The sequence below is a fragment of the Micromonospora sp. NPDC048063 genome, assembly GCF_043202855.1.
Taxonomy (GTDB): domain Bacteria; phylum Actinomycetota; class Actinomycetes; order Mycobacteriales; family Micromonosporaceae; genus Micromonospora.
Map to the genome: position 1 here is coordinate 615,386 of NZ_JBIDBG010000001.1, position 21,032 is coordinate 636,417.

Genomic DNA, 21,032 nt, shown 5'->3' on the forward strand with positions numbered 1-21,032 from the left:
CGACCGCTCACTGCCGCGCAGGGCGTTCGCTGACCAGCAGGGCAGGGCTAGCAGCCGGTCACTCGGCCGTGAGTAGCACGTCGACAGCTTCGGCGACCGACATGACAGTGGCGTCGGGTGCGGGCGGGAGGAAGAAGTCCGGTCCGTATGTGGCGTGCTGACGGGCGAGGCGGGGCTCGGGGATCCACACCGTCCGTAGGCCGGCGCAGGCACCACCGGCGATGTCCAGGATGAGACTGTCGCCGATCATCCACCCGCCGCCGTCGAGGGTGAGGCCGCAGCGGTGGGCCGCGAGCTGGAAGATGCGTGGGTCGGGCTTGCGGATGCCGACGTCGTGTGAGATGCACCAGGCGTCGACGTGCCGGTCCAGGCCGGTGTTGCGAATCTTTCCGAGCTGGTTGTCGGTCATGCCGTTGGTGACGATCCCGATCTTCCAGTCCTGACGGCGGAGCTTGGCCAGCCCCGCGAGGTCCTCGGCGGAGCATGAGACCAGTTGTGGCATGCGGTGTCGGTACTGTCGCCACAACTCGTCTGCGAGAGTGGTCAAGGCGAACTCGTCGCGGACGATGTCGAAAAACGTGTCCATCGGGCCGTCGTGATGTGCGTCGGCGAAGATCAGCCAGGTGGCCCACTTGGGGTCAAGGTCATGCTCTGCGGTGAACTCCTGTGCCCAGGCGGCGAATGCCCGATCGCGCTGGACGAGGGTGTTGTCGAGATCGAACAACGCTAACCTCTGCATCGGAAGGCAGGACGCCGCAATGGCCATCGTCGCAGACCACTACGACCTCGTCGTCGGCGTGGACACTCACGCCGCCTCCCACACCCTCGCACTCATCACCGCCGGCACCGGCGCAGTCCAGCAGCACGCCCAGTTCCCGACCAGCCCGGCCGGGCTACGCCGCGCCACCGGCTGGATCCAACGCCACACCCAGGACGCGACAACACTGATCGTCATCGACGGGGCCGGCTCCTACGGCGCCACCTTCACCGAACAGCTCACCGCAGCCGGCCTCGCCGTCGCCGAAGCACCCGACATCCCGGCCATCAGCAGGCGACGCCACGGCAAGAGCGACGCCCTGGACGCCATCGCGATGGCCCAAACAGCCCGCAGTCTGAACGTCAACGAGCTGCGCTGGCCCCGCGCGACCGGCGCCCGCACCGCTCTGCGCGTCCTGACCGTCGCCCGCGAACAGATGAGCGGCGAACGCACCCGCGCCGTCAACGCACTGACCGCCCTGCTACGCACCGTCAACCTCGGCATCGACGCCCGCCGCGCCCTGACCACCACCACCATCACCACCATCGCGGCCTGGCGCACCCGTGACGAGACTCCGACCCTGACCGTCTGCCGAGCCGAGGCCATCCGCCTGGCCCGACGCATCCGCGCCCTCGACGCCGAACTCGCCGCCAACCACACCGCCCTGCACGAAGCAGTCACCACACAGGCCCAGCAACTGCTCGACCTACCCGGCGTCGGCGCCGTCGTCGCCGCTACCGTCCTGCTGACCTGGTCACACCCCGGACGCATCCGCTCCGAGGCCGCGTTCGCCGCCCTCGCTGGCGCCTCACCACTACCCGCCTCATCAGGCAACACCACCCGACACCGACTCAACCGCGGCGGCGACCGACGCCTCAACCGCGCCCTCTACACCGTCGCCCTGGTCCGCATGGACCACGACCCCCGCACCCGCGCCTACGTCACCCGCCGCACCGCTGAAGGCCGCACCAAACGCGAGGTCATGCGCAACCTCAAGCGCTACATCTGCCGGCAACTCTTCAGAACCCTGACCGGCGCACACCCAGCTACCAGCACCCCTTGACAGCTATAGAAGTCTCTCAATGGTTAGGTTGAGTCGGGTTCAAGGCTCAGGCCGATGTGGGCCAGGAGACTGTCGAGTAGGTCGGGGAGTGGCGACTGGACGAGCCGAGCGCGTTGCTCGTTGACATGGTCTCGGTGTTCTTCAGGCCAGGAGACACTCCCGCATCCTCGCGCCCACATTGATCACGCCTACCACCCGAGGGCCGGTCGGATCGTGCACGTCGAAGGTGTTGTTGCGGCGCATCCACTCACGAACCGGAGGTGGCAGCCGGGGCGGGTCGTCCATGGCTGTAAGGACCTGCCCAGCGCTCGAGATCAGTCTATCCGCCAGGGCGGCAGCGTCGGTGTCTATCCGCACCCGGCCGTACTCCCAGCCGGCGGTGGTGAGGTCGAGCACCTCGAACACGCGGGTCAGGAGCGGGTTTGGGTCGGTCACTTGGTCGAGCCGGGGCGCCTGGCCGCCGACCACCGCGACGGCGGCGGCCACCTGCGCGTACGGGTGGAAGCCGCATGGCAACGTGAACAGTGGCCACCGCAGGGCTGAGCCGGCCTCCATCCACAGCGGCCGATAGTTCCGGCGGTGCACCACGAGCCGCCGGCCCGTCCGTCGGTGTATTTCGTTGGCCTGGGCCTGTAGGTCCGCGTGGGCCTCGTCGGCGACCTGGCTCACGATCCGGGCCGCCACCACCAATCCGTCGTCGCCGTTCAGCATTGCGGTGACCGCCTCGACCTGCTCGGAAAACCGAATCTCCGCGCGGCCGCCGTACCGGTACTGAACGTCCCGTAGCAGTGCCTGCTGCCGCCCCGGATCGAGCTGGACCCGCCCGCCGCCCAGGAACCGCCGGAGCCAACGCATTTCGCCTCGTTTCAGCAGAGCCGTCCCGGACTGCGGCAATGCTAGTACCTCAGACCTCCCTCGTATGGATGGGGTGGCTGCGGATGGGGCGGCTGAGCGATCTCTGGAAATCCGCCGCCTCGGCCAAGGCGGACCCGACGCACTCCTCACCGAGGGCTACTCCCATGAAACCAGCTGCCTTTGCTGGTCAGCGAACTGCTCCTGCACCGGGTTCCACTGTTCGTCGTAGTAGCTCGCGTCGAGGTGAGTCAGTGGTGAATTGAAGATCCGGGCCAGCTGCCGGGCGACGGTTGACTTGCCACTGCCGCCGCAGCCGACGATTGCGATCCTGTCCATGATCCGCGGGCGAGACTCGTCGACGTCGTGCGGTTGCAGCCGTTTCGCAACGCCTACGGCCCGACAGCGGCGACCTCAATGTCCCGTCGCCGCCGACAAATCGGTGATCAGCTTGTCGAGCACCAGTTCCTCCTCGACCCGGACCCCGGCCGCGAGCATCGCCGCAGCGAGTCCCGGATCCCAGGCCGCGTCGGTCGGCGTGCCACTCAGCGACCCTCCGGTAATCGGCTGGGCGGTGCGGGCCGCGACCCCGGCCAGGTAGTCGGCGGTCCTGTAGCGCCACGGCTGCCAGGGCACCCTGCCGTGCAGCAGGTTGGCGATCCGCAGGCCACCCCAGTCGAAGTCGCCGTGATACCGCAGGTGGGCGCCGGACTGGACCAGGCTGGCCAGCAGCCGCAGCGCCGCGGTGCTGGGCTGGCCGCCGACGCAGGCCAGCGGCGGGCACGCCGCACCGAGCTGGTCGGCCGCGGCGGCCAGCACAGTGGGGTTCTCGCAGACGTACACGGTCCGGGCGGCGAACCGGGGCTCTCCGCGAGCGAGCTGGCGCAGGGTCACGACGACCGGTTCCCCGAGTGCGGCGGCGGGGGCGACGAGGTCGTGCAGCCGGCATCCGGGGATCGTGGGCAGGTTGACGGCGAGCACGGTCGAGGAGAGATCGTCGAGGAACACCCCGGCGGCGTACCAGAGCATCCGGCGTTGCTCGGCGGCTGACTCGGGCAGTGGCGCGTCCCCCCACCAGGTGGCCCGGATGGCCGAGCGGGTCACTGTCTCCAGTGCCCGGCCGGCGTCGAGCGCGTGTGCGTCGCCGGTGGTGCGGGCTGCGATCCGGGCCAGCGGTTCCCCGTCCGCAGGCAGCGCGGCGAGGACGGCAACCAGGTCGGCCACGAGCCGCGCCGCCGCCGGCGGCGTACCGGCCAGTCGCCGCAGCAGCGCGGCCGTGCCCGAGGCGGCGCACCATTCGGCCAGTTCGGCGCGCACACCGCCGAGTGCGGCGAGCGGTGCGAGGGCGGCCTGCCAGGCGGCGGCCTCGGCGGCCCGCACCTCGGCGAGCACCGCGACGCCTCCGGTCAGCGCCTCGACCGCCCCGGCCAAGCCGCCGGGGTGCATTCCGCTGCGCCGGATGATCCGATCCAGCTCGTCGAGGTTGATGGTCAGGGTGCTGCCGCGACCGGGCGGGCGGCCCAGGACCCGCTCCACCGCCCGCCGTTCGTCCTGGCTGGGCCCGTCCAGGCTCAGGGTGCCGGTCAGCGGCTGTCCCCGGGCGATGCGGCGGCGTAACCGCTGGAACAGCCGTTCGGTCTCCGCCCCGCCGAGCTGCCGGCGCAGCCGTTCCAGGTCGGTCACGGCACGTCCCACAGGCCTGGGGTCGTTTCCGGCTCGGGATGATGCTCGTGCGGCTGTGGGTTCCGCTGCCGCGGCGCCCGCCGATCCGGCGTGGACAACAGGTGCCGTTCGCGTCCGTCCCAGCGCCACGGGGTGACCAACACCGCGTCGATGCCGTCGTGCCGGGCAAGGTGGGCGATCCCGAGGCCGGGCACCTGCGGATAACAGCCCCATTCACGCTCGCTGGTCATCACCACGTCGAGGTCGAAAGTGGCCAGCAGGCCGAGGCACTTCGCCCGGGAGTCGTCGTCCACCCCCGCGAAGGCCTCGTCCAGGGCGATCAGCCGCGGCGCGTACGGGTTGCCGGCCGAGCCGTAGTAGGACGACGCGGCGGCGAACAGCGGAACGCTCGCCGCGAGCACCCGCTCACCGCCGGACGCGGGCCCGGTCGCCGGGCGCCACTGCCCGTCCTGGTGCCGCTGGATCGTGAACTCGTGCCACGCCCGGTAGTCCAGCGCGCGGGTGAGCTGCTCCGACCAGGTCGCCGCGTCGTCGCGTAGCCGTTCCCGGTTGATCTGCTCCTGGAGGAAGGCGCCCACGGCGCGGCGGTCCTCGTCGTTCCAGACGTCCGTGCTCTGCCGCAACTGCTTGGCGCGCAGCTCGGCCAGCCCGGCCGGGGCGTCGCGGGTCGGCCGCCACAGCAGCCGCAGCCGCATGCCGGTCGAGGTGGGCCGCACCTCCAGCTCCTCGTTCATCCCCGCGACCTGCCGCTCGGCGCCGACGATCAGCTCCTGGAGCGCCCCGGCCACCTCGTTGACCAGGTGCGTCTCCAGCACCTCCCGCTCGTGCGCGGAGAGCATCCGCTGCCGCTCGTCGATCTCGTCAACCAGCGCGGCGGCCAGGTCGGCGACGGGGCGGCTACGCCCCTGGAAGCTGACCTCGACGACCATCGTCTCCTCACGGATGGTCGTCACCACCTGGTGACCCTGCCGCAAGAGGCCGTCGGTCAGCGCCTTCACATCCATGCTGACCTGCTGCTGCAGCCGATCCCAACGGCGGTCGTCGTCGTCGGTGTCGGCCAGTTCCCGCTCGACGGCCCGGGCCAGCGCCACCGCTGGGGTCGCCGCCCACGACTGCGCCACGTCCGGCACCTCGAGGCCGGGGCAGGCCAGGTCGACCAGGCCGGTGCCGGCGAAGGCGCGCAGCCCCTCGACGGCGGCGTCCCGGGCCCCGGTCGCCGCGTGCAGCTCCTGTTGCAACCGGCTGCGCCGACCGCCGGCGTCACCCCGGGCGTCCCGGGCCGCCGCCTCCTGCCGCCGGGCCTCCTCACGGTCGCGCTCGCAGCCCTCCAGCAGGCCGGTCGCCTCCGCGATGCGGCGCTGCAGGTCCGCCACGGACGCGCCGGCGGTGGCGTCCAGCGTCTCGAACTCCACTCGGGCCGCCCGAGCCGCGTCCCGCGCCTCAGCCGCCTCGGCCGCTGCCGGCGCCAGCCGCTCCAGCCGCTCCTCGTGCAGCCCGGCCGCCTCGTCCCGGCGGGCCCGCGCCGCACGCACGCCCTTTACGGTCGGCCACCAGGCGGCCAGGGCCACCCGGTACGACTGCAGCCCGTCCCGCACCGCGGCCAGCTCCTCGACGTCGTACGGCAGGTCGACGTCGTCGGCGAACTCGGTCGCCTCAGCCAGCGCGGCCTCCGCCTCGGCGAGCCGCCGGCCCAGCGCCGCATCTGCCTCGTCCCGCCGGCCGACGATGCCGCGGCGGGTCTCGTACGCGCCGCGTACCTGGGTGTGGGCCTCCCGCAGCGGCTGGTCCGACGGCAGCGCCCGCGCCTCGGCGACGACCCGCTCCCGCCGCTGGCGCAGCTCGCCGCGCTGGCCCGCGACGGCCGCGAGCCGCGCCGACAGCTCCTCGGCTTCCCGCCGCAGCTGGTTGATCCGCGCCCGGCGGGACGCCTCCCGGGCACTGTCGCCGATGTGCTCCGCCGCCGGCTTGGCCCACCGTCCGGCGAGGACCCCGTTGCCGAACGCGCCGGTCACGTCGACCCAGGTCACCGCCGAGCCGGCGCCGAGGCCGATCGCGGCGAGCACACCGGCGACTGCTTCGTCCGACAGCGCCGCGCAGGCCGGGTCCGCCCGGTCGACCGCCGGGCGGAGCAGCGTGGCCAGGTTTGCCGTCACCGCCGCGCCGGGCCGCAGCACGGTGTCCCCGCTGAGCGGGTCGCGCAGCCCTCCGTCGGGGTCGAGCCACGCGTCGAGAATGCCGGCCGCCTCCAGGGCCGCCTCGATGCCGGCCCGATCCGATGCCGGCACCTCCGGGGCGAAGTCCACCACCCGCCACAGCGGCGCGCCCGGCCGGTCCCGGCGTGCCTCGTCGGCGCGCGTGTGCGGCACGGGCGGCGGCTGATGCGTTCCCGCCTCCAGCCGGCGCAGCTCCGCCTCGGCCCGCTGCAGACCGTCGCGGACCTCGCGTTCGTCGGCCTCCAACGCGGCGTCGGCGCGGGCGAGGGCCTCCGTCGCGGCCGTGGCGGCGCGCGTCGTCTCCCGCGCCGCCGGGTTCTCTCCGGCCAGCGCGCCGACCCACTGCTCCAGTTCCGCGAGGACGCCGTCGAGGTCACCGACCGGCAGTTCGACCACGCCGCCGAGGTGCTCCCCGGTCCGCCGGAGCAGCAGCTGACTCGCCTCGGTCGCGGCCGACTCGGCCTCCGCGATCCGCAGGTCCGCGGCGGCCATCTCGGCGTCGAGCCGGTTCACCTCGTCGCGGGCCCGGTCCGCCCGGCCCCGGGCCGCGTCGGCGGCGTCGCGGAGCCGGTCCAGCGTCCGCAGCGAACTCGACCGTGAGGCGACCAGTTCGTCCGCGGCGCGGGTCGCCTCGGCCAGCCCGACCGGCAGTGCGGCCACCACCCGCGCCGCGTGCCGGTCGGCCAGCCGCGCCACCGCGGCGTCCCGCTCGACCTGCGCGCGCGCCGCGTCCTCGGCGTCCTGCGCCTGCCGCAGCTCCCGGGCCGTGTCCTCCGCGGACCGGCCGGCGCGGGCCACGTCGGCCTCCAGGTCGCGCAGCCGCCCCTCCTGTCGGACGGCGAACCGGTCCCGCTCGTCGGCGATGCCCCGCAGCCGGCGCAGATGCTCGGCGGTACGTGCCTCCGGGCTGTCCCGCAGCGCCTGCAGCCGCGTGGTCAGCTCCCGGGACCGCTCCGTCAGCCCGTCGATGCGCGCCAACGCCCGAGTCAGGTCGGCGTCGGCCTGGTCGTGGGCCCGCTGCGCCTCGGTCAGCTCCCTGCCGAGCTGTTCGTAGCGGCTGTGCTGCTGGCGCAGCAGCCCGGCCCGGCGGCGCGTCGCGACCCGCGCGTACTGCCGGTAGCGGGTGAGGAAGTCGTCGGCGGCCCGTTTCGTCTCGGCCAGCTCCCGCAGCGTCATCCGCTCGTCGTCCAGGCTGCGGAACGCCTCCGCGACCTGGGTGATCAGGTTCTCGTCCAGCGGCGGCAGCGCGTCGGTGAGCGCCCGGGACAGGCTCTTCTCGTCCGGCCGCTTCGACAGCTGCGGCTGGCGCAGCCGGATCAGCAGGGAGACCAACGCGTCGTATCGGCTGCCGAGCCCGAACAGCGCCTCGTCCACGGCCCGCCGGTAGTCCGCCGCCCGGTCGTAGACCATTCCGGCGGGCCCGACCGCGTCGCGCAGCCGCTCCCGGGTCAACGTCGTGCCGGTCGCACCCACCAGCGTCAGGTCGACGCCGACCCGCTGGCTGGTGACGAAGAACCAGTGCCGGGCGATGCCCCGCCCGGCGACCGCCTTCAGCCCGCAGCCGATGGTGAGAAAGCGGTCGCCGTCGCGGTCGCGGCGGCCGAACTCCAACCAGGTGTAGCCGAGCCGCTCCTGGTGCGGGTACCTGCCGCCGAGCAGCAGGTTCCACTCCATCCGCTTGTGCGGGTCACCGTCGGGCTCCACCCGGTACGGCGCCAGGTCCCCGTCGAGCAGGAACGGCAGCATCAGCGCCAGCACCTTCGACTTGCCGGTGCCGTTGTTGCCCCGCAGCAGCAGGCTCCCGCCGTGGAAGTGGAACTCCTCCTGGTCGTAGTAGAAGATGTCGACCAGCCCGGCGCGCAACGGCTGCCAGCGTTCCTTCGCCGGGAGCGGCAGCTGGTCGGCCAGCGGTACGGTCATCGCGCAGTTTCCCTCGATCGTTCGGACTTGTCGGTGCCCACCCGTCGGGCGGCCGGCTCGCGGATCGTCGGCGCGGCCAGGGCATATCGGGCGATCGCCGGTCGGGGCAGCACGAGCGGGTCTGCTCCCGGCTTGACCCGGATCAGCTTCAGCGCGCGCAGCGCCTCCAACGCCGTGGCGACGAGGTCCACCTCGGCGCCCGGGTCGGTGGCGTGCTTACGCCAGTACGTCTGGTGCTCGACAGCGAGCTCCCGGGTGCGCCGCTGCAGCTCGCTGACCCGTACCCCGTCACCGGCGGCGATGTGCTCCGCCAACAGCAGGGTCAGGTGGCTCTGCATCCCCTCGGCCGGCATCCGCACGTCGGTAAGCTCGTCCTCGGGATCCACCATCGCGATCCCCTCCGCGCGCACCTCGGCGACCAAGCCCGTGAACTGGGTGATCCGGGTCAGCAGCGCGTGACGCTGGCTGGTCAGGTAGGCGCGCTCGGCCTCGGAGAGCTCGTCGTGGTAGACCACCGGCTGCTCCAGCAGCAGCCGGGTCAGCCGGTGCCGCAGCGCCCGGTTCCGGGCGTCGTCCACATCCGGTACGACCTCCAGCGTCAACGCCGCGAGCCGACCCGGCCCCGTCGACTCGTCGATCATCGACGGCCCCCGGGCCGCGGCGAGCAGGCCGGCGATCACATGCCGGTCCACGTCGTACAGGACGTCTCCACCGGCACCCAGGTACGCCTCCTCGTCCCCGGCCACCCGACGCAGCACCCCCCAGTGCAGCAGCAACCGGACCACGGCCACCATGTCGGCCCGCCGCTCCCGCCGGTCCAACGCGAACGAGAACCCTGCCGCCGCCAGCGCCGGCTCCGCGGCCCCCGTCACCACCTCCTCGGCCAGCCGGCCCAGCGTGATCTGCCCGTCGGCACGCTCCAGAGCCGCCAGCGCCAGGCAGGTCAGCACGTACCGCTGCTGGGAGAACGGGGTCCGCGACCGCGGATCCCGCGCCGGATGGGTGCCGTCGTGCGGGTCGGCGGTCAGCTTCACCAGCCGTACCGTGTGGGCGTCGGCCACCACCTGCCAGCCGGTCTCCCGGTCGAACCACTCCCGCAGCTCCGCCGCGTACGCCCGGACCAGCCGGTAGGTCTCCGCGTCGGTGAGCCCGGCCACCAGCAGCGGGCGGGCCAGCAGCAGCCGCGCGGCCCTGCGCCGCCGCGCCTCCGGCACGTCGTCGGCGACGGTGCGCCCCCTCACCTGGCCGCCCCGACAAGGTCGATGATCTCGATGAGATGCTCCGGCCCGGTCAGCACCCCGTCCTCGGTGACGACCCGCACCGGTGGGGCCGCGTCGACCCGTCGCAGCCGGACCACCATCGTGCCGTCCGACGTCGTGGTGGTCACCTCCGACTGGTCCGGCCGGCGGGTGGCCAGGGCGTCACCGAGCAGTTGGAGGAACAGCCGGAACTCGGCGGAGTCCAGCTCCGCCAGCTCGGACAGGCGGATCGGGCCCGGGGTGGCCAGCGCGGCCCGGGCGCGGGCGGTCTGTTCCGCCTCCCGGCGCACCCGCTCGGCGAGCACGCGACGCTGCTCCGACCGGTCGATCACCCGGTTCGGCGCGCCCCGCCGCTCGTAGGAGCCGGTGCGGCGCAGCCGAGGGCTGATCTCCAGGCGGGGCGCGTGCGCCCATGGCGTGGCCGCCGGCACGGGCCGCTCCTCGGTGGCGGCGAGGGTCTCGGCGGTGGTGGTGAGGTGCCGCGCGGGGGAGAGCCCGAACGCGGTGTGCCAGAGCCGGTGCGCCGCCTCGTCGTCCGGCGTCTCGGCGAACCAGAGGGCGAGCCGGCGGAAGTCCGCCGAGCGGTCCGACCGCCCGGCCCGCCGCTCGTTGATCGCGGCGACCGTGCTCAGCAACTGCCGGATCCCACCGATCGCCGCAGTACGCAGCAGCCGCGCCTGGGCAGGGCGGCTGCTGTCGCCGCTGACGAACCAGTCGCGTAGCCCCGCCCAGCGCAGGCGCCAGGTGTCCAGGGCCTGCCGCATGGCGGCGTCGTGCCCGCCCCACCCGTCCCGGTCCAGGCCATCCCGCGCGTCCGCGCCGCCGTGCTCCTCGGTGGGAGCGGTGTCGGCGGCCTCGCGGCGCGCCGCCACCTCGAGCAGCGGCGTCACGCCGACCGCCTCGATCTGGCGGGTGAGCGCCGCGATCTCGGCGCCCCGGTTGGCCAGGTCGGCGATGAACCGCTCCAGGTAGGCGATCAGCTGCTCCTTGTAGGCCAGGAACGCCGCGACGTCGGCGTCGGAGAAGTCGATCGTCCGGCGCAGTGACGCCATGAAGGCCTGCGCGTTGTCGGCCAGGCCGGTGAACCGGTCGACGAGGCTCAGCAACAGCAGGTGCGTCTTCGCCGCGTCCGGCGGCTCGCCAGCCGCCGCCGCTTCGGCGACGGCCAGCAGCCCGCGCAGCTGTTCCGCGATGTCGGACAGGGCCACCGACTGCAGGGCGCCCCGCCGCCCGATCGCCTCCTCATACTTGGCGATCGCCTCCTCCGCCGCGTGCCCCTCCCGGGTGAGCTGATAGAGGTAGCGGGCCCGGTGGAAGTCCTCAACCGTTGTCACCCGGCCGGTGTCGGGGTCGGCGCGCAGGTTGCCCCACTCGGCGAGCTGATCCAGGGCGGCGCGAACGGTTTCCAGCGACGGCCCCGCCCCGATGTCGATCAGGACGTCCTCGGGCCGCAGGTGCACGGTGAAGCGCTGCTTCGCCGAAACGAATGCGTCCAGGATCTGCCGATACAGCGCCGAGTTCTGCGCCTGGAGGTGGGCGAACGGTTGCGCCGGTGAAGCGGTCCCGAGGGGCATGGCGTTCATCCTCGCATCGTCGGACGTGATCTTCCGTGCTGGGACTCACCGTGCGTGCTTGCCTCAACGCCCAGCGGAACAAGACGTGGGCGACGGAGCCTGCCTGCCAGCGAGCCGCTTGACCTACGACGGCCGCAGGTCGCGGCCGGCCGCACGCAGATGGACGACCAGCGTGTCCACGGGAATGCCCAGCACGCTCGCGAGCAACGTCAGCGGATCCGGGTGGCCCTTGCCGGTGAGGTCCTCATAGATGGCGAGCAGCCCGCGCAGGCGGGCGTCTGCGTCCTCGGGCCGGGGGGAAAGTTCGGCGATCCGCCCTTCCACGTACCGGCGCGCCATGATCTGGAACGCGTTCACGCCGAGCATCACGTCGTCGTCCGGCTCCGGGTGGCGATTCTGGTCGGTCGGCATGGCGGTCCGTCCTTTACTCAGGGGGCGGGGGTGGTCGAGGGGGTGGCCGCGCCGATCAGCCCGCCGAAGAAGACCATGACCGTCAGCAGGACCATCGGGGCGACGAAGACGTAGCCGAGGACCAGGCCCGCGACGGCCATGCCTCGGCCCGACTTCGCGTTGTTGCGGGTCTCGTTCAGACCGACGTGGCCAAGAATGACGGCGAGCAGGCACGGCAACCCGAACAGGCACCACCCGCCGAGGACGCCGAGAATCCCGAGCACCATCGACGCTACGGCGACGCCAGAGGTCGGCGACACCTGTACGACAACATGGGCCGCCGGGTAGCCGTACGGCGGGCGCGGGCTTGGTGGCGGGGGAAGGGCCGGCACCGGCGGTGACGGCCGGTACGGGTCGTCGCCGGACTGGTGGGTCACGGTGGCTCCTGTCTGCGCTGGACGGATGTGCGGCGCGTGCCGTGGAGTTGGAGTCGTTCCGCTGGGTCAACCAGGGGCTCAGCGGGCGGGACGCCACTCGCCGCACCTCTCAGAGCTGAAGGCGTAGTCCGAGGAGCGGATGGTGACCTGCACCCGCCGGGCGCTGTTGGTGAAGTAGTTGTCGATGATTCGGCCGGAGCTGTTCTGCCGCTCCCAGTAGCAGCCCTCGACGTCGGTGGCGACGTACGTGCCCGGCTTGGTCTCCTTGCCGACCCGGAAGGTGCCCGGCCCGAACAGCCGCCCCTCCGCCTCGAGCTTGACGTCGGCCTGGCCGCGCCGGACCGCCTCACGCCACTTCTTCGCGTACGGGTGCTTCGGGCAGAGCGTCAGGGCACCGTTTCTCTCAGCAATCTGCGCAGGACTGGCGGCGAACCCCGGCTCGGCGTAGACGTCGTCCGGGTCGACGGCGGCGCAGATCTCGTACAGCGTCGAGATGTCCTGGTCGTCGTAGCCGGACGTCTTGTAGGCGGCCTGCTCGGTGGCGGTGAAGATGGCGACCGTCCCCTCCACCTCGCACGAGCTCGGCTTCGCCGGCCAGACCTGGCTGAAGTCAGGGCGCCCGTCCGCGCCGGGGGAGATCGTGAGTGCGGAATCCCAGCCCTGACCGGTGTCGCACGAGACGGTGATCGGCCCCTGCTGGGGGACGTTCTTCGGGTCGTCCGGGTACGGGTCGAGCCCGTCGGGCATCCCGTCGCCGTCCCGGTCAGGCGGCGGCGTCGGGCTGGGCGTCGGGGACGGGCTCGCGGTGGCGGACGGACTGGCCGAGGGCGTGGACGCGCTACCCGTGGCCGTCGGGTCGTCGCCGCAGCCTGCCAGGACGACGGCCGTCAGCGCGGCGGTGGCCAGCGGGACGCCGACCCGGCGGGTGAGCGGGTGCGACCCGGCCCGACGCAGGAGCGAGGAGGCCGGCGACTGAACGGCGGTGGTGTGGCGGGGGAGGAGCATGACGTCTCCAGGCGTGAGAGTGGGGGATCAGGACGCGACGGCGGCGTGCCAGTCGCGCAGGAACGCGTCGGCCAGGGCGTGCGCCCGCGGGCGTACGTCGAAGGGCTCGCCGACCCGGCGGCGCGCCATGTGCGACAGGCCGTCGGCGGCCTCGTTGAGGGCGTGCCCGCTGTGCCCCCGCACGTGGGCGAACGACAGGTCCGGCCGCTGGCCCACCAGCTCGGCGAGCCGTACGAGGGTCGGCTGGTCCGACCACCGGCGCGGCCGCAGGCTGTAGCCGGCCGGCATGGCGGTGGTGTCGCCGCCCTGCCAGCGGTGCAGGTACCGCAGGGCGCTCAGGCTGTCCAGCAGCACCGTCATGCCGGCCGGCACCGCGTCGTACGCCGACAGCAGGAACTCGACCGCCCGCAACTCGTCGACCAGCACCCGCGAGGCGCCGGTCGGGTCCATCCGGCCCGTACGCCGGCCGCGCAGGCCGTAGTGGCCGTCGCTGACGACGTACCCGATGCCGCCGGCGCAGCCCTTCCAACTCGCGTCGGTCGCGGCGACCAGGGTCGCGGACGCGCCCGCCCAGCGGCCCACCCGGCCGCGGCCCCGCTGCTGCTGCGGCTGCGGCCGGCAGGCCGTGCCGTGCTCAGCGGCCAGCCGCTCGGCGGAGTCGAGCAGCTCGCCGGCCGAGGCGAACGCGTCGTAGTGGGCCGCGGTGACGGACAGCTTCACGGCATCGCCGATCAGCTGGCAGTCCGGGCAGCGGGTCAGCCGTACGTAGGTGCGCAGCGCGAAGGCGCGCTCGCGCAGCGGACCGGGGAGCAACTCCAGGGCGTGGATGAACTCGTCACGACGCACAACGCCTCCTTGACGTGGGAGTGGGTAGGTGGTGATCAGTCCGCGAGCGTGAAGACCATCTGGACGCCGCTGTCCGGGTGGTAACTCCACGAGGCGCGGATTCCGTCCCACTCGCCGGACCGCCGTCCGTCCAGCGCCCTGGTCGCTTCGACCTCCGCTCGCACGGAGTCCGGCATCTCCAGTTCGGACCAGTAGCACTCGAGCTGGTCGAGGCTCAGGCCGCTGGTTTCCTTGCCGAGGCTGCGCAGGGTCAACGTGCTGCCGTCGTCACCCAACCTCGCGTAGTCGTCCGACGCGGCCCCGCACACCTGGCGGGCCGCCTCGAGCGGGGACTGCCGGTTGACGAGTGCGAAAGCGATGCCAGTCGCCAGGATTACGAGGGCCACCGCGGCTACCACGATCAGCACACTGCGGCGCCTCCGTCGAGGCTGCGTGGGCCAGGTCTCGGGGATGAACGGCATCCCGGGTTGTGCAGACTTGCGCGGTTCCTGGGAATGGTGCGCCGGTATCGGGTTGGTCTGGTCGGTCATGGCGGTCTCCGCTGTTGGCTGACGGGTGGGGGTTGCGTCGGAGGCAGTGGGGCGGGCGGATCACCCGCCCCGACCGAATGCGAGAGGTCAGCTCAGCGCGACGGTGACGCCGCCGGAGAACATCGAGTCGTGCAGCTCGAGCTTGGTGAGCTTGACGTTCTTCGGAATGTCGAAGACGAAGACGCCGGTCACCTGGTTGCCGGGGTTGATCTCCTCGAAGAAGGTGCTCTGGTCCTTGTTGGCGTAGAGGCCGGCCTCGGTGTCGGACGAGTACTCGGTGCCGTCCGCGGCGTAGGCCTTCTGGCTGCTGCCGTCGAGCAACTGCGCCTCCTTGCCGATGTTTTTGACGTTGATCGTGACCAGGCAGAACTGGCCCTGGGCCTTGTCGCCGAGCATCGAGGTGCCGACCTTGGTCACGCCGCACTTGGCCGACTTGACCGTGAACTCGAACTTCCCGTCGCGGGCCGGCTGGCCGATCTTGGCGGTCTTCGCCGGCTTGTCGTCGCCCTTGGCACCGCTGTCGCTGCCGGAGCCGCTGGAGCTGTCGGTGGCCCCGGAGCTGCAGCCCAGCGCGACGACGGCGGTGGCGATGAGGGCGAGCGTGGTGGTCTTGCGCATCGAAATCCTCCTGGTGTGAACCGTGGCGGCGTCAATGAGAACATCATCTGTGAACCGTGTCAACGGACATGATGCTTGACGGGTGTGACACACTTCGGAGGTGCAGGTGAACCCGACCATTACGGCGGCGGAGATCGCCCGGCTCGCCGGGGTGGGTCGCGCCGCCGTCAGCAACTGGCGGAAACGCCATCCCGACTTCCCGGCCCCGGTGGGTGGCACCACGGCCAGCCCCGAGTTCGACCTCGCCGAGGTCGAGCGGTGGCTGCGCCGGCAGGGCAAACTCCCCGAGCTGTCCCGGGCCGACCGGCTCTGGCGCCACCTCGCCGCCGTCGGGGAGACCCCCGCGACCGGGCTGGCCGCCGTCGGCGCCCTGCTGCTCGCCGGGCAACGCGGCGGACGACCACGCCGTGGACACACCGACACCTCCGTCGTCGCCGACCTGCGACCGGAAATCGACGCGCTCGCCGACGAGTTGGGGCCGCAGACCGCCTTCGACGAGCTGTGGCAGCGCTTCTCCGCGCCCGCTCCGGGTCGTCCCTGGGCCACCCCGGATGAGCTGGCCGACCTGATGGTCGAGCTTGCCGGCGTCGGCGGCGGCTCCGTCCTCGATCCGGCCGCCGGGTCCGGCGCCACGCTGCGGGCCGCCGTCCGGGCCGGCTGTGTCGCGGCGTACGGGCAGGAACTCGACGAGGACCTCGCCCGATTGGCCGGGCTCTGGCTCGCCCTGCGCGAGGTGCCCGGCGAGGTGTGCCCCGGCGACTCACTGCGCGCCGACGCGTTCGCCGGCCGCACCGTCGACGCCGTCATCTGCCACCCGCCGTTCGGCGTCACGAACTGGGGCAACGAGGAACTCGGCTACGACCCGCGCTGGGAGTACGGCGTCCCGCCACGCACCGAGCCGGAGCTGGCCTGGGTGCAGCACGCGCTGGCCCACCTCCGCCCCGGCGGGCACGCCGTGATCCTGATGCCGCCGGCGGCTGCCGGGCGGCGCGCGGGCCGGCGGATCCGAGCCGAACTGCTCCGCCGCGGCGCGCTGCGCGCCGTCATCGCGCTCCCGAGCGGTGTGGCCGCGCCGCACGGCGTACCGCTGCATCTGTGGGTGCTGCGACGGCCGACGGCCGACGCATCCGCCCCGGCGCGGGCGCTGCTGGTCGACGCCGCGGAGGGCGACCTTCCCGACCTCTCCGCGCGGGTCCTTGCCGCCTGGAGGGCCTTCACCGCTGCACCCGACGCCGAGATCGAGGAGGTCGGCTTCGCCCGCGCGGTGCCGGTCATCGAGCTGCTCGACGAGGAGGTCGACCTCACCCCCGCCCGCCGGCAACCGGCCGTCGGGGGCAAGCAGAGCGGCGAGCATCTGGTACGCACCAGAGAGCGGCTGGTTGCCATCGTCGGCGACCTGCCGGCGCTGATGCCGCAGGTCACGCCCGTGCCCGACGGGGTAGCGCCGCTCGTCGTCACCGTCGCCGAGCTGGCCCGCAGCGGCGCGTTGCAGCTGATCGGCCCCATCCGGGTCAACTCGTCCACGGATGGTGGCGGATCGACCGGTGGGGCGCCGGTGCTCACCGTGCAGGACGTGCTGGCCGGCGTCGACGCCTCCGGCCAGGCCGACAACCGGCTCGGCCAGGAGATCCCCCTGGCGGTGGGCGATGTCGTGGTGCCGATGATCGCCCGCACGCTCACGCCTCGGGTGATCACCGCCGAGGGAGCCCTGCTCGGTCGCAACCTCTACCTGCTGCGCACCAACCCGGCGGCGCTCGACCCGTGGTTTCTCGCCGGGCAACTGCGCACCTCGGCCAACGAGAAGCAGGCGTCGAGCCTCTCCGGGACCCTCCGCTTCGACATCCGGCGAGCCCAGGTGCGGCGCCTGCCGCTCGACGAGCAACGGGCGCACGGGGAGGCGTTCCGGCGCCTCGACGCCTTCGAGTCGGCAATCCGACAGGCGGCGTCGCTGGGGGCCGAGCTGGTCCAGCTCACCGCGGACGGCCTCGCGCGGGGGTCACTCCAGGCTGAGCAGCGGTCGAGCCGTAAGCGACCGAGCAGGTAAGGGACCAATCGCCGTCCCTGCTGACGAAACGGGCTCCCCGTCCGGCCGGGTGGTGGACTGCACCGCCCCGGCGCACCGGCCATACTCCTTCACTTGAGGCAATCGAAAGGAACCTGGTGAGTACCAAGCACCAAGAGCTCACGGACTTGATCTGGAACGTGGCCGACCTGCTCCGCGGCGACTACAAGCGCTCCGAGTACGGCCGCGTGATTCTCCCGCTGACCGTGCTGCGCCGCCTGGACTGGGTGCTGGAGCCGACGAAGGATGCGGTGCTCGCCAAGCACGCCCAGCTCAAGCAGCTCGGCGTGCAGAACATGGATCCGGTGCTGCGTAAGGCCGCTGGTCTGTCGTTCTACAACACCAGCGAGATGTCCTTCCGCAAGCTGCTCGGCGACCAGGACCACGTCGCGATCAACCTGCGTGCCTACATCGGCGGCTTCTCGCCCGGCGCGGTCGACGTGCTCGACAAGTACGGCTTCGACGCCCAGATCAGCCGGCTTGCCGAGGCCGGTCTGCTCTACCAGGTGGTCGCCAATTTCGTTGACGTCGATCTGCGTCCGGATGTGGTCTCCAACCACCAGATGGGCTACGTCTTCGAGGATCTGATTCGACGCTTCTCTGAAATCAGCAACGAGACCGCCGGTGAGCACTTCACCCCGCGCGAGGTCATCAAGCTGATGGTCAACCTGCTGCTCGCTCCCGACGAGGACGACCTGGTCACCCCCGGCATCGTCCGCAAGATCTACGACCCAGCCTGCGGCACCGGCGGCATGCTCAGCGAGGCCCAGGACCACATCCAGGAGCACAACCCGCACGCCACCGTCGAGGTGTACGGGCAGGAGCTCAACGGCGAGACGTACGCGATCTGCCGCTCCGACATGATGCTCAAGGGCGGCGACCCGACGAAGATCGCCTTCGGCAACTCGTTCAGCCAGGACGGCCACGAGAGCGAGCGCTTCGACTACATGCTCGCCAACCCGCCGTTCGGCGTGGAGTGGAAGAAGGTCGAGAAGTTCATCAAGGACGAGCACGCCCGCGGCTTCGCCGGCCGCTTCGGTGCCGGCCTGCCCCGGATCAACGACGGCTCGCTGCTCTTCCTCCAACACATGATCTCGAAAATGAAGCGCCCCGAGGATGGCGGCAGTCGCCTCGCGATCGTCTTCAACGGCTCGCCGCTGTTCACCGGCGCCGCCGGCTCGGGGGAGTCGGAGATCCGGCGCTGGATCCTGGAGAACGACCTCCTGGAGGGCATCGTCGCGCTGCCCGACCAGCTCTTCTACAACACCGGCATCTCCACGTACTTCTGGATTCTCACCAACCGCAAGGACCCGGCCCGCCGCCGTAAGGTCGTGCTGCTCGACGGCCGCGACTACTGGACCAAGATGCGTAAGAGCCTCGGCGACAAGCGCAAGATGCTCACCGAAGAGCACATCGCCGAGCTGACCCGGGCGTACGTCGGGGCACTGTCCATCGCAGATGACCCGGAGCACCCGCAGTACGCCAAGGTGAAGGTCTTCAAGACCACCGACTTCGGCTACCAGCGCATCACCGTCGAGCGCCCGCTGCGGCTGCGCTTCGAGGTCACCGAGGAGACGGTCGCCCTGCTGGCGGAGGCGAAGCCGGTCCTCAAGTACGCGGAGCGGGAGTCGCTGCTGGCGGCGGCGAAGTCGCTGATCGGTACGTCGTCTGCGACGCGGGCTGAGTTCGCGATGAAGCTGAACGGGCTGGGCAAGCTGCCGGCGCCGGTGGAGAAGGCGGTGTGGGAGGCGTTCTCGGTCAGCGACCCGGAAGGAGAGGTGCAGGCCGACCGCAAGGGCAAGCCGCTGCCGGACGCTGACCTGCGGGACAACGAGAACGTGCCGCTGGACGAGGACATCCACGACTACCTCAAGCGAGAGGTGCTGCCCCACGTCCGGGACGCGTGGATTGACGAGACGAAGACAAAGATCGGGTACGAGATCCCTTTTACGCGGCATTTCTACGTCTACGAACCTCCGCGCCCACTTACTGAGATCGACGCCGAGATCACGACGCTTGAAGCTGAGATTCAGACCCTGCTTCGCGAGGTGACGAGGTGAGCATTGGACTTGCCGGGCTCCGGACCCCGACCTCGTGGGATTGGTGGCCGCTGAAACACGCCGTCCGTTCTATCAATCGAGGCTCCGCGCCGGACTATGCGGACGACGGGCCGGTGTGGGCCGTTAGCCAGGCCGTTAACCAGCCCGGGGGTCTTGATTGGAGCCGGGCCCGCTTCCATGCCACCGGTGGAGATCCTTCGGCACTAAAGGGGCTTTTGCGGTCGGGTGACATCCTAGTGAACTCGACGGGGCGAGGCACCTTGGGCCGGGTGGGCTACTTCTCAGGCACTCCCGATAGTCGGGTTGCGATGGCCGACGGCCATGTGACCAGGATCCGGGTGCGGCCGGACGTGCTCCATCCCCGATACGCTTATTACTACCTTTCCTCCGAGCCGTTCCAGCACTACATCTACTCCGCTCTCATCGTTGGAGCGACTAACCAGATTGAGCTCGTTGGCGAGCGGTTATCATCCGCACCGGTCCCAGTTCCGCCGATTGAGGATCAGCGGCGCATTGCCGACTTCCTCGATGCGGAAACAGAGCGCATTGATAAGGTTCGTGCAGCACGTGGTCGGACCAAGGCGCTCTTCCAGGTCAAGCGTGAACGAATCATTGAGCGCTTGGTCGCCCACGAGAGGGGCGCTAGCGATGGGCTGGTCCCCCTGAAGCACATCGTCGACGCTGTTACGGTTGGAATTGTAGTTACACCGGCTGCATGGTATGTGGAGAGTGGTGGCGTACCAGCGCTACGGGGTATCAACGTTAAGCCGGGAAGAATTGACGCAACAAATCTTGTTCAGATCAGCCCGGAGGGGCACCTCGCGCACCATAAGAGCCGGCTTAAATCTGGCGACTTGGTTGTAGTGCGTACTGGTCAGGCCGGTGCTGCCGCAGTCGTGCCCCCCGAGTTCGATGGTGCTAACTGCGTCGACCTAGTCATCGTTCGGCCCGGGCCGTCCCTCGTTCCGAGGTTCGCCGAATACCTGCTGAACTCCAGTTACGCGAAACGGCGAGTGGCGGAGTTTGCGGTCGGCACCATTCAGTCCCACTTCAACGTCGCTGCCATGAAAGCAATGCCCATACCCAGACACTCGATGATTGAGCAGCAACGCATTGTCGCAGAGATCGACAAGGCCATACAGCCAATCGACGAAGCAACGAGCCGCATGGAGGAGCAGGACCGACTGCTGGCTGAGCGGCGTCGGGCGCTGATTACGGAAGCAGTAACCGGGCAGATCGACCTTACAACGGTATAAGGGGGTCTCGCATGAGCGTTTGTCACCGTCAGCGGAGTTTGGGCTGGCTCGGTGGGGGGCGGCTCTCTCCAGAGAGGCGACTTCCATCGCAAGGATGGGGGCGGTCGTGAGCTTTAGTGCGGCTCGGCTTACCTGCTTTGCCCTAATCTCGGCTCTTGAGGAGGACCTACGCCTGGAGGTCGAGAGCCTTCATGGGGGCCAAGGAGTAGACGCGATCCTGCCACCCGTGATTGCGTCCAAGGCCCAGGAGCGGCGAGCCAGGGATCATGGGAAGGCGGCTGCTCGATCGGAGGTTGCGCTCCTGCCGTATCTTGACTTCGCTGACAGCTACGAGGTCCTGCTGGGGCGAAAAACTGACCTAGCGCCTGCTGTTTTGGAGAAACTAGCCCACCTTGCGCCCGCACTTGGCCGTATTGCGGCGATCCGAAATCGAGTCGCGCATACTCGGCCAATGGAGATCGACGATCTCCCAGCTCTGCTTGACGTTGTAGGAAAGTTGGTTGATCG

17 protein-coding genes are annotated in these 21,032 nt (G+C 71.0%); 4 read left to right on the plus strand and 13 right to left on the minus strand.

The window, feature by feature from the left end; all coding sequences use genetic code 11:
• Positions 1 to 58 precede the first annotated feature (58 nt).
• On the minus strand, positions 59 to 766 hold the full coding sequence (locus ACGFZ2_RS02725) for an HAD family hydrolase (protein WP_393449409.1): 708 nt from the start codon (positions 764 to 766) through the stop codon (positions 59 to 61).
• Between ACGFZ2_RS02725 and ACGFZ2_RS02730 the strand changes: the two genes are divergently transcribed.
• Positions 759 to 1,820, plus strand: a complete 1,062-nt coding sequence (locus ACGFZ2_RS02730) for an IS110 family transposase (RefSeq protein ID WP_393449412.1) — start codon at positions 759 to 761, stop codon at positions 1,818 to 1,820. The genes ACGFZ2_RS02725 and ACGFZ2_RS02730 overlap by 8 nt on opposite strands.
• A 141-nt stretch (positions 1,821 to 1,961) precedes the next feature.
• Here ACGFZ2_RS02730 and ACGFZ2_RS02735 read toward each other — a convergent pair whose 3' ends face one another.
• From ACGFZ2_RS02735 to ACGFZ2_RS02790, 12 genes are all read right to left on the minus strand, one after another.
• Positions 1,962 to 2,675 (minus strand): hypothetical protein, encoded by a 714-nt coding sequence (locus ACGFZ2_RS02735; protein WP_393450210.1) that lies wholly within the window; start codon positions 2,673 to 2,675, stop codon positions 1,962 to 1,964.
• Between the two features lie 156 nt (positions 2,676 to 2,831).
• Positions 2,832 to 3,011 (minus strand): hypothetical protein, encoded by a 180-nt coding sequence (locus ACGFZ2_RS02740; RefSeq protein WP_393449415.1) that lies wholly within the window; start codon positions 3,009 to 3,011, stop codon positions 2,832 to 2,834.
• Between the two features lie 75 nt (positions 3,012 to 3,086).
• Positions 3,087 to 4,355 (minus strand): TIGR02679 family protein, encoded by a 1,269-nt coding sequence (locus ACGFZ2_RS02745; protein ID WP_393449417.1) that lies wholly within the window; start codon positions 4,353 to 4,355, stop codon positions 3,087 to 3,089.
• Positions 4,352 to 8,488 carry a TIGR02680 family protein gene (locus ACGFZ2_RS02750; RefSeq protein WP_393449420.1) on the minus strand — a complete coding sequence of 1,379 codons (4,137 nt, stop codon included), beginning with the start codon at positions 8,486 to 8,488 and terminating at the stop codon, positions 4,352 to 4,354. The genes ACGFZ2_RS02745 and ACGFZ2_RS02750 overlap by 4 nt, the downstream gene beginning before the upstream one ends.
• Complete coding sequence (locus ACGFZ2_RS02755) at positions 8,485 to 9,729, minus strand: TIGR02678 family protein (protein WP_393449423.1); 1,245 nt, start codon at positions 9,727 to 9,729, stop codon at positions 8,485 to 8,487. Before ACGFZ2_RS02755 ends, ACGFZ2_RS02750 begins: the two co-directional genes overlap by 4 nt.
• The gene (locus ACGFZ2_RS02760; protein WP_393449426.1) at positions 9,726 to 11,330 is read right to left on the minus strand and encodes a TIGR02677 family protein; all 1,605 of its coding nucleotides are present in this window, start codon (positions 11,328 to 11,330) and stop codon (positions 9,726 to 9,728) included. Before ACGFZ2_RS02760 ends, ACGFZ2_RS02755 begins: the two co-directional genes overlap by 4 nt.
• Positions 11,331 to 11,444: 114 nt before the next feature.
• Positions 11,445 to 11,732, minus strand: a complete 288-nt coding sequence (locus ACGFZ2_RS02765) for a hypothetical protein (RefSeq protein ID WP_393449429.1) — start codon at positions 11,730 to 11,732, stop codon at positions 11,445 to 11,447.
• A gap of 17 nt (positions 11,733 to 11,749) precedes the next feature.
• Positions 11,750 to 12,148, minus strand: coding sequence for a DUF4190 domain-containing protein (locus ACGFZ2_RS02770; RefSeq protein ID WP_393449432.1), 399 nt, complete (start codon positions 12,146 to 12,148; stop codon positions 11,750 to 11,752).
• Between the two features lie 78 nt (positions 12,149 to 12,226).
• Complete coding sequence (locus tag ACGFZ2_RS02775; protein ID WP_393449435.1) at positions 12,227 to 13,153, minus strand: hypothetical protein; 927 nt, start codon at positions 13,151 to 13,153, stop codon at positions 12,227 to 12,229.
• Between the two features lie 27 nt (positions 13,154 to 13,180).
• Positions 13,181 to 13,999 carry a ribonuclease HI gene (locus tag ACGFZ2_RS02780; protein WP_393449438.1) on the minus strand — a complete coding sequence of 273 codons (819 nt, stop codon included), beginning with the start codon at positions 13,997 to 13,999 and terminating at the stop codon, positions 13,181 to 13,183.
• A gap of 35 nt (positions 14,000 to 14,034) precedes the next feature.
• Complete coding sequence (locus ACGFZ2_RS02785; protein ID WP_393449441.1) at positions 14,035 to 14,529, minus strand: hypothetical protein; 495 nt, start codon at positions 14,527 to 14,529, stop codon at positions 14,035 to 14,037.
• Positions 14,530 to 14,616: 87 nt separating this feature from the next.
• The gene (locus tag ACGFZ2_RS02790; RefSeq protein ID WP_393449444.1) at positions 14,617 to 15,147 is read right to left on the minus strand and encodes a DUF4352 domain-containing protein; all 531 of its coding nucleotides are present in this window, start codon (positions 15,145 to 15,147) and stop codon (positions 14,617 to 14,619) included.
• 106 nt (positions 15,148 to 15,253) lie between these two features.
• On the opposite strand from ACGFZ2_RS02790, the gene ACGFZ2_RS02795 reads away from it, so the two are divergent.
• The 3 genes from ACGFZ2_RS02795 (at position 15,254) to ACGFZ2_RS02805 (ending at position 20,525) form a co-directional block, all read left to right on the plus strand.
• Positions 15,254 to 17,191, plus strand: a complete 1,938-nt coding sequence (locus ACGFZ2_RS02795; protein ID WP_393449447.1) for an N-6 DNA methylase — start codon at positions 15,254 to 15,256, stop codon at positions 17,189 to 17,191.
• A gap of 116 nt (positions 17,192 to 17,307) precedes the next feature.
• Positions 17,308 to 19,269 carry an N-6 DNA methylase gene (locus ACGFZ2_RS02800; protein WP_393449450.1) on the plus strand — a complete coding sequence of 654 codons (1,962 nt, stop codon included), beginning with the start codon at positions 17,308 to 17,310 and terminating at the stop codon, positions 19,267 to 19,269.
• Positions 19,270 to 19,382: 113 nt separating this feature from the next.
• The gene (locus ACGFZ2_RS02805; RefSeq protein ID WP_393450213.1) at positions 19,383 to 20,525 is read left to right on the plus strand and encodes a restriction endonuclease subunit S; all 1,143 of its coding nucleotides are present in this window, start codon (positions 19,383 to 19,385) and stop codon (positions 20,523 to 20,525) included.
• Positions 20,526 to 21,032 lie beyond the last annotated feature (507 nt).

Coding starts and splice junctions, on each gene's coding strand:
- ACGFZ2_RS02760 (WP_393449426.1), bottom strand. CDS start 11,330: ATGAACGCCATGCCCCTCGGGACCGCTTCACCGGCGCAACCGTTCGCC.
- ACGFZ2_RS02790 (WP_393449444.1), bottom strand. CDS start 15,147: ATGCGCAAGACCACCACGCTCGCCCTCATCGCCACCGCCGTCGTCGCG.
- ACGFZ2_RS02735 (WP_393450210.1), bottom strand. CDS start 2,675: ATGCGTTGGCTCCGGCGGTTCCTGGGCGGCGGGCGGGTCCAGCTCGAT.
- ACGFZ2_RS02765 (WP_393449429.1), bottom strand. CDS start 11,732: ATGCCGACCGACCAGAATCGCCACCCGGAGCCGGACGACGACGTGATG.
- ACGFZ2_RS02740 (WP_393449415.1), bottom strand. CDS start 3,011: ATGGACAGGATCGCAATCGTCGGCTGCGGCGGCAGTGGCAAGTCAACC.
- ACGFZ2_RS02725 (WP_393449409.1), bottom strand. CDS start 766: ATGGCCATTGCGGCGTCCTGCCTTCCGATGCAGAGGTTAGCGTTGTTC.
- ACGFZ2_RS02785 (WP_393449441.1), bottom strand. CDS start 14,529: ATGACCGACCAGACCAACCCGATACCGGCGCACCATTCCCAGGAACCG.
- ACGFZ2_RS02730 (WP_393449412.1), top strand. CDS start 759: ATGGCCATCGTCGCAGACCACTACGACCTCGTCGTCGGCGTGGACACT.
- ACGFZ2_RS02775 (WP_393449435.1), bottom strand. CDS start 13,153: ATGCTCCTCCCCCGCCACACCACCGCCGTTCAGTCGCCGGCCTCCTCG.
- ACGFZ2_RS02750 (WP_393449420.1), bottom strand. CDS start 8,488: ATGACCGTACCGCTGGCCGACCAGCTGCCGCTCCCGGCGAAGGAACGC.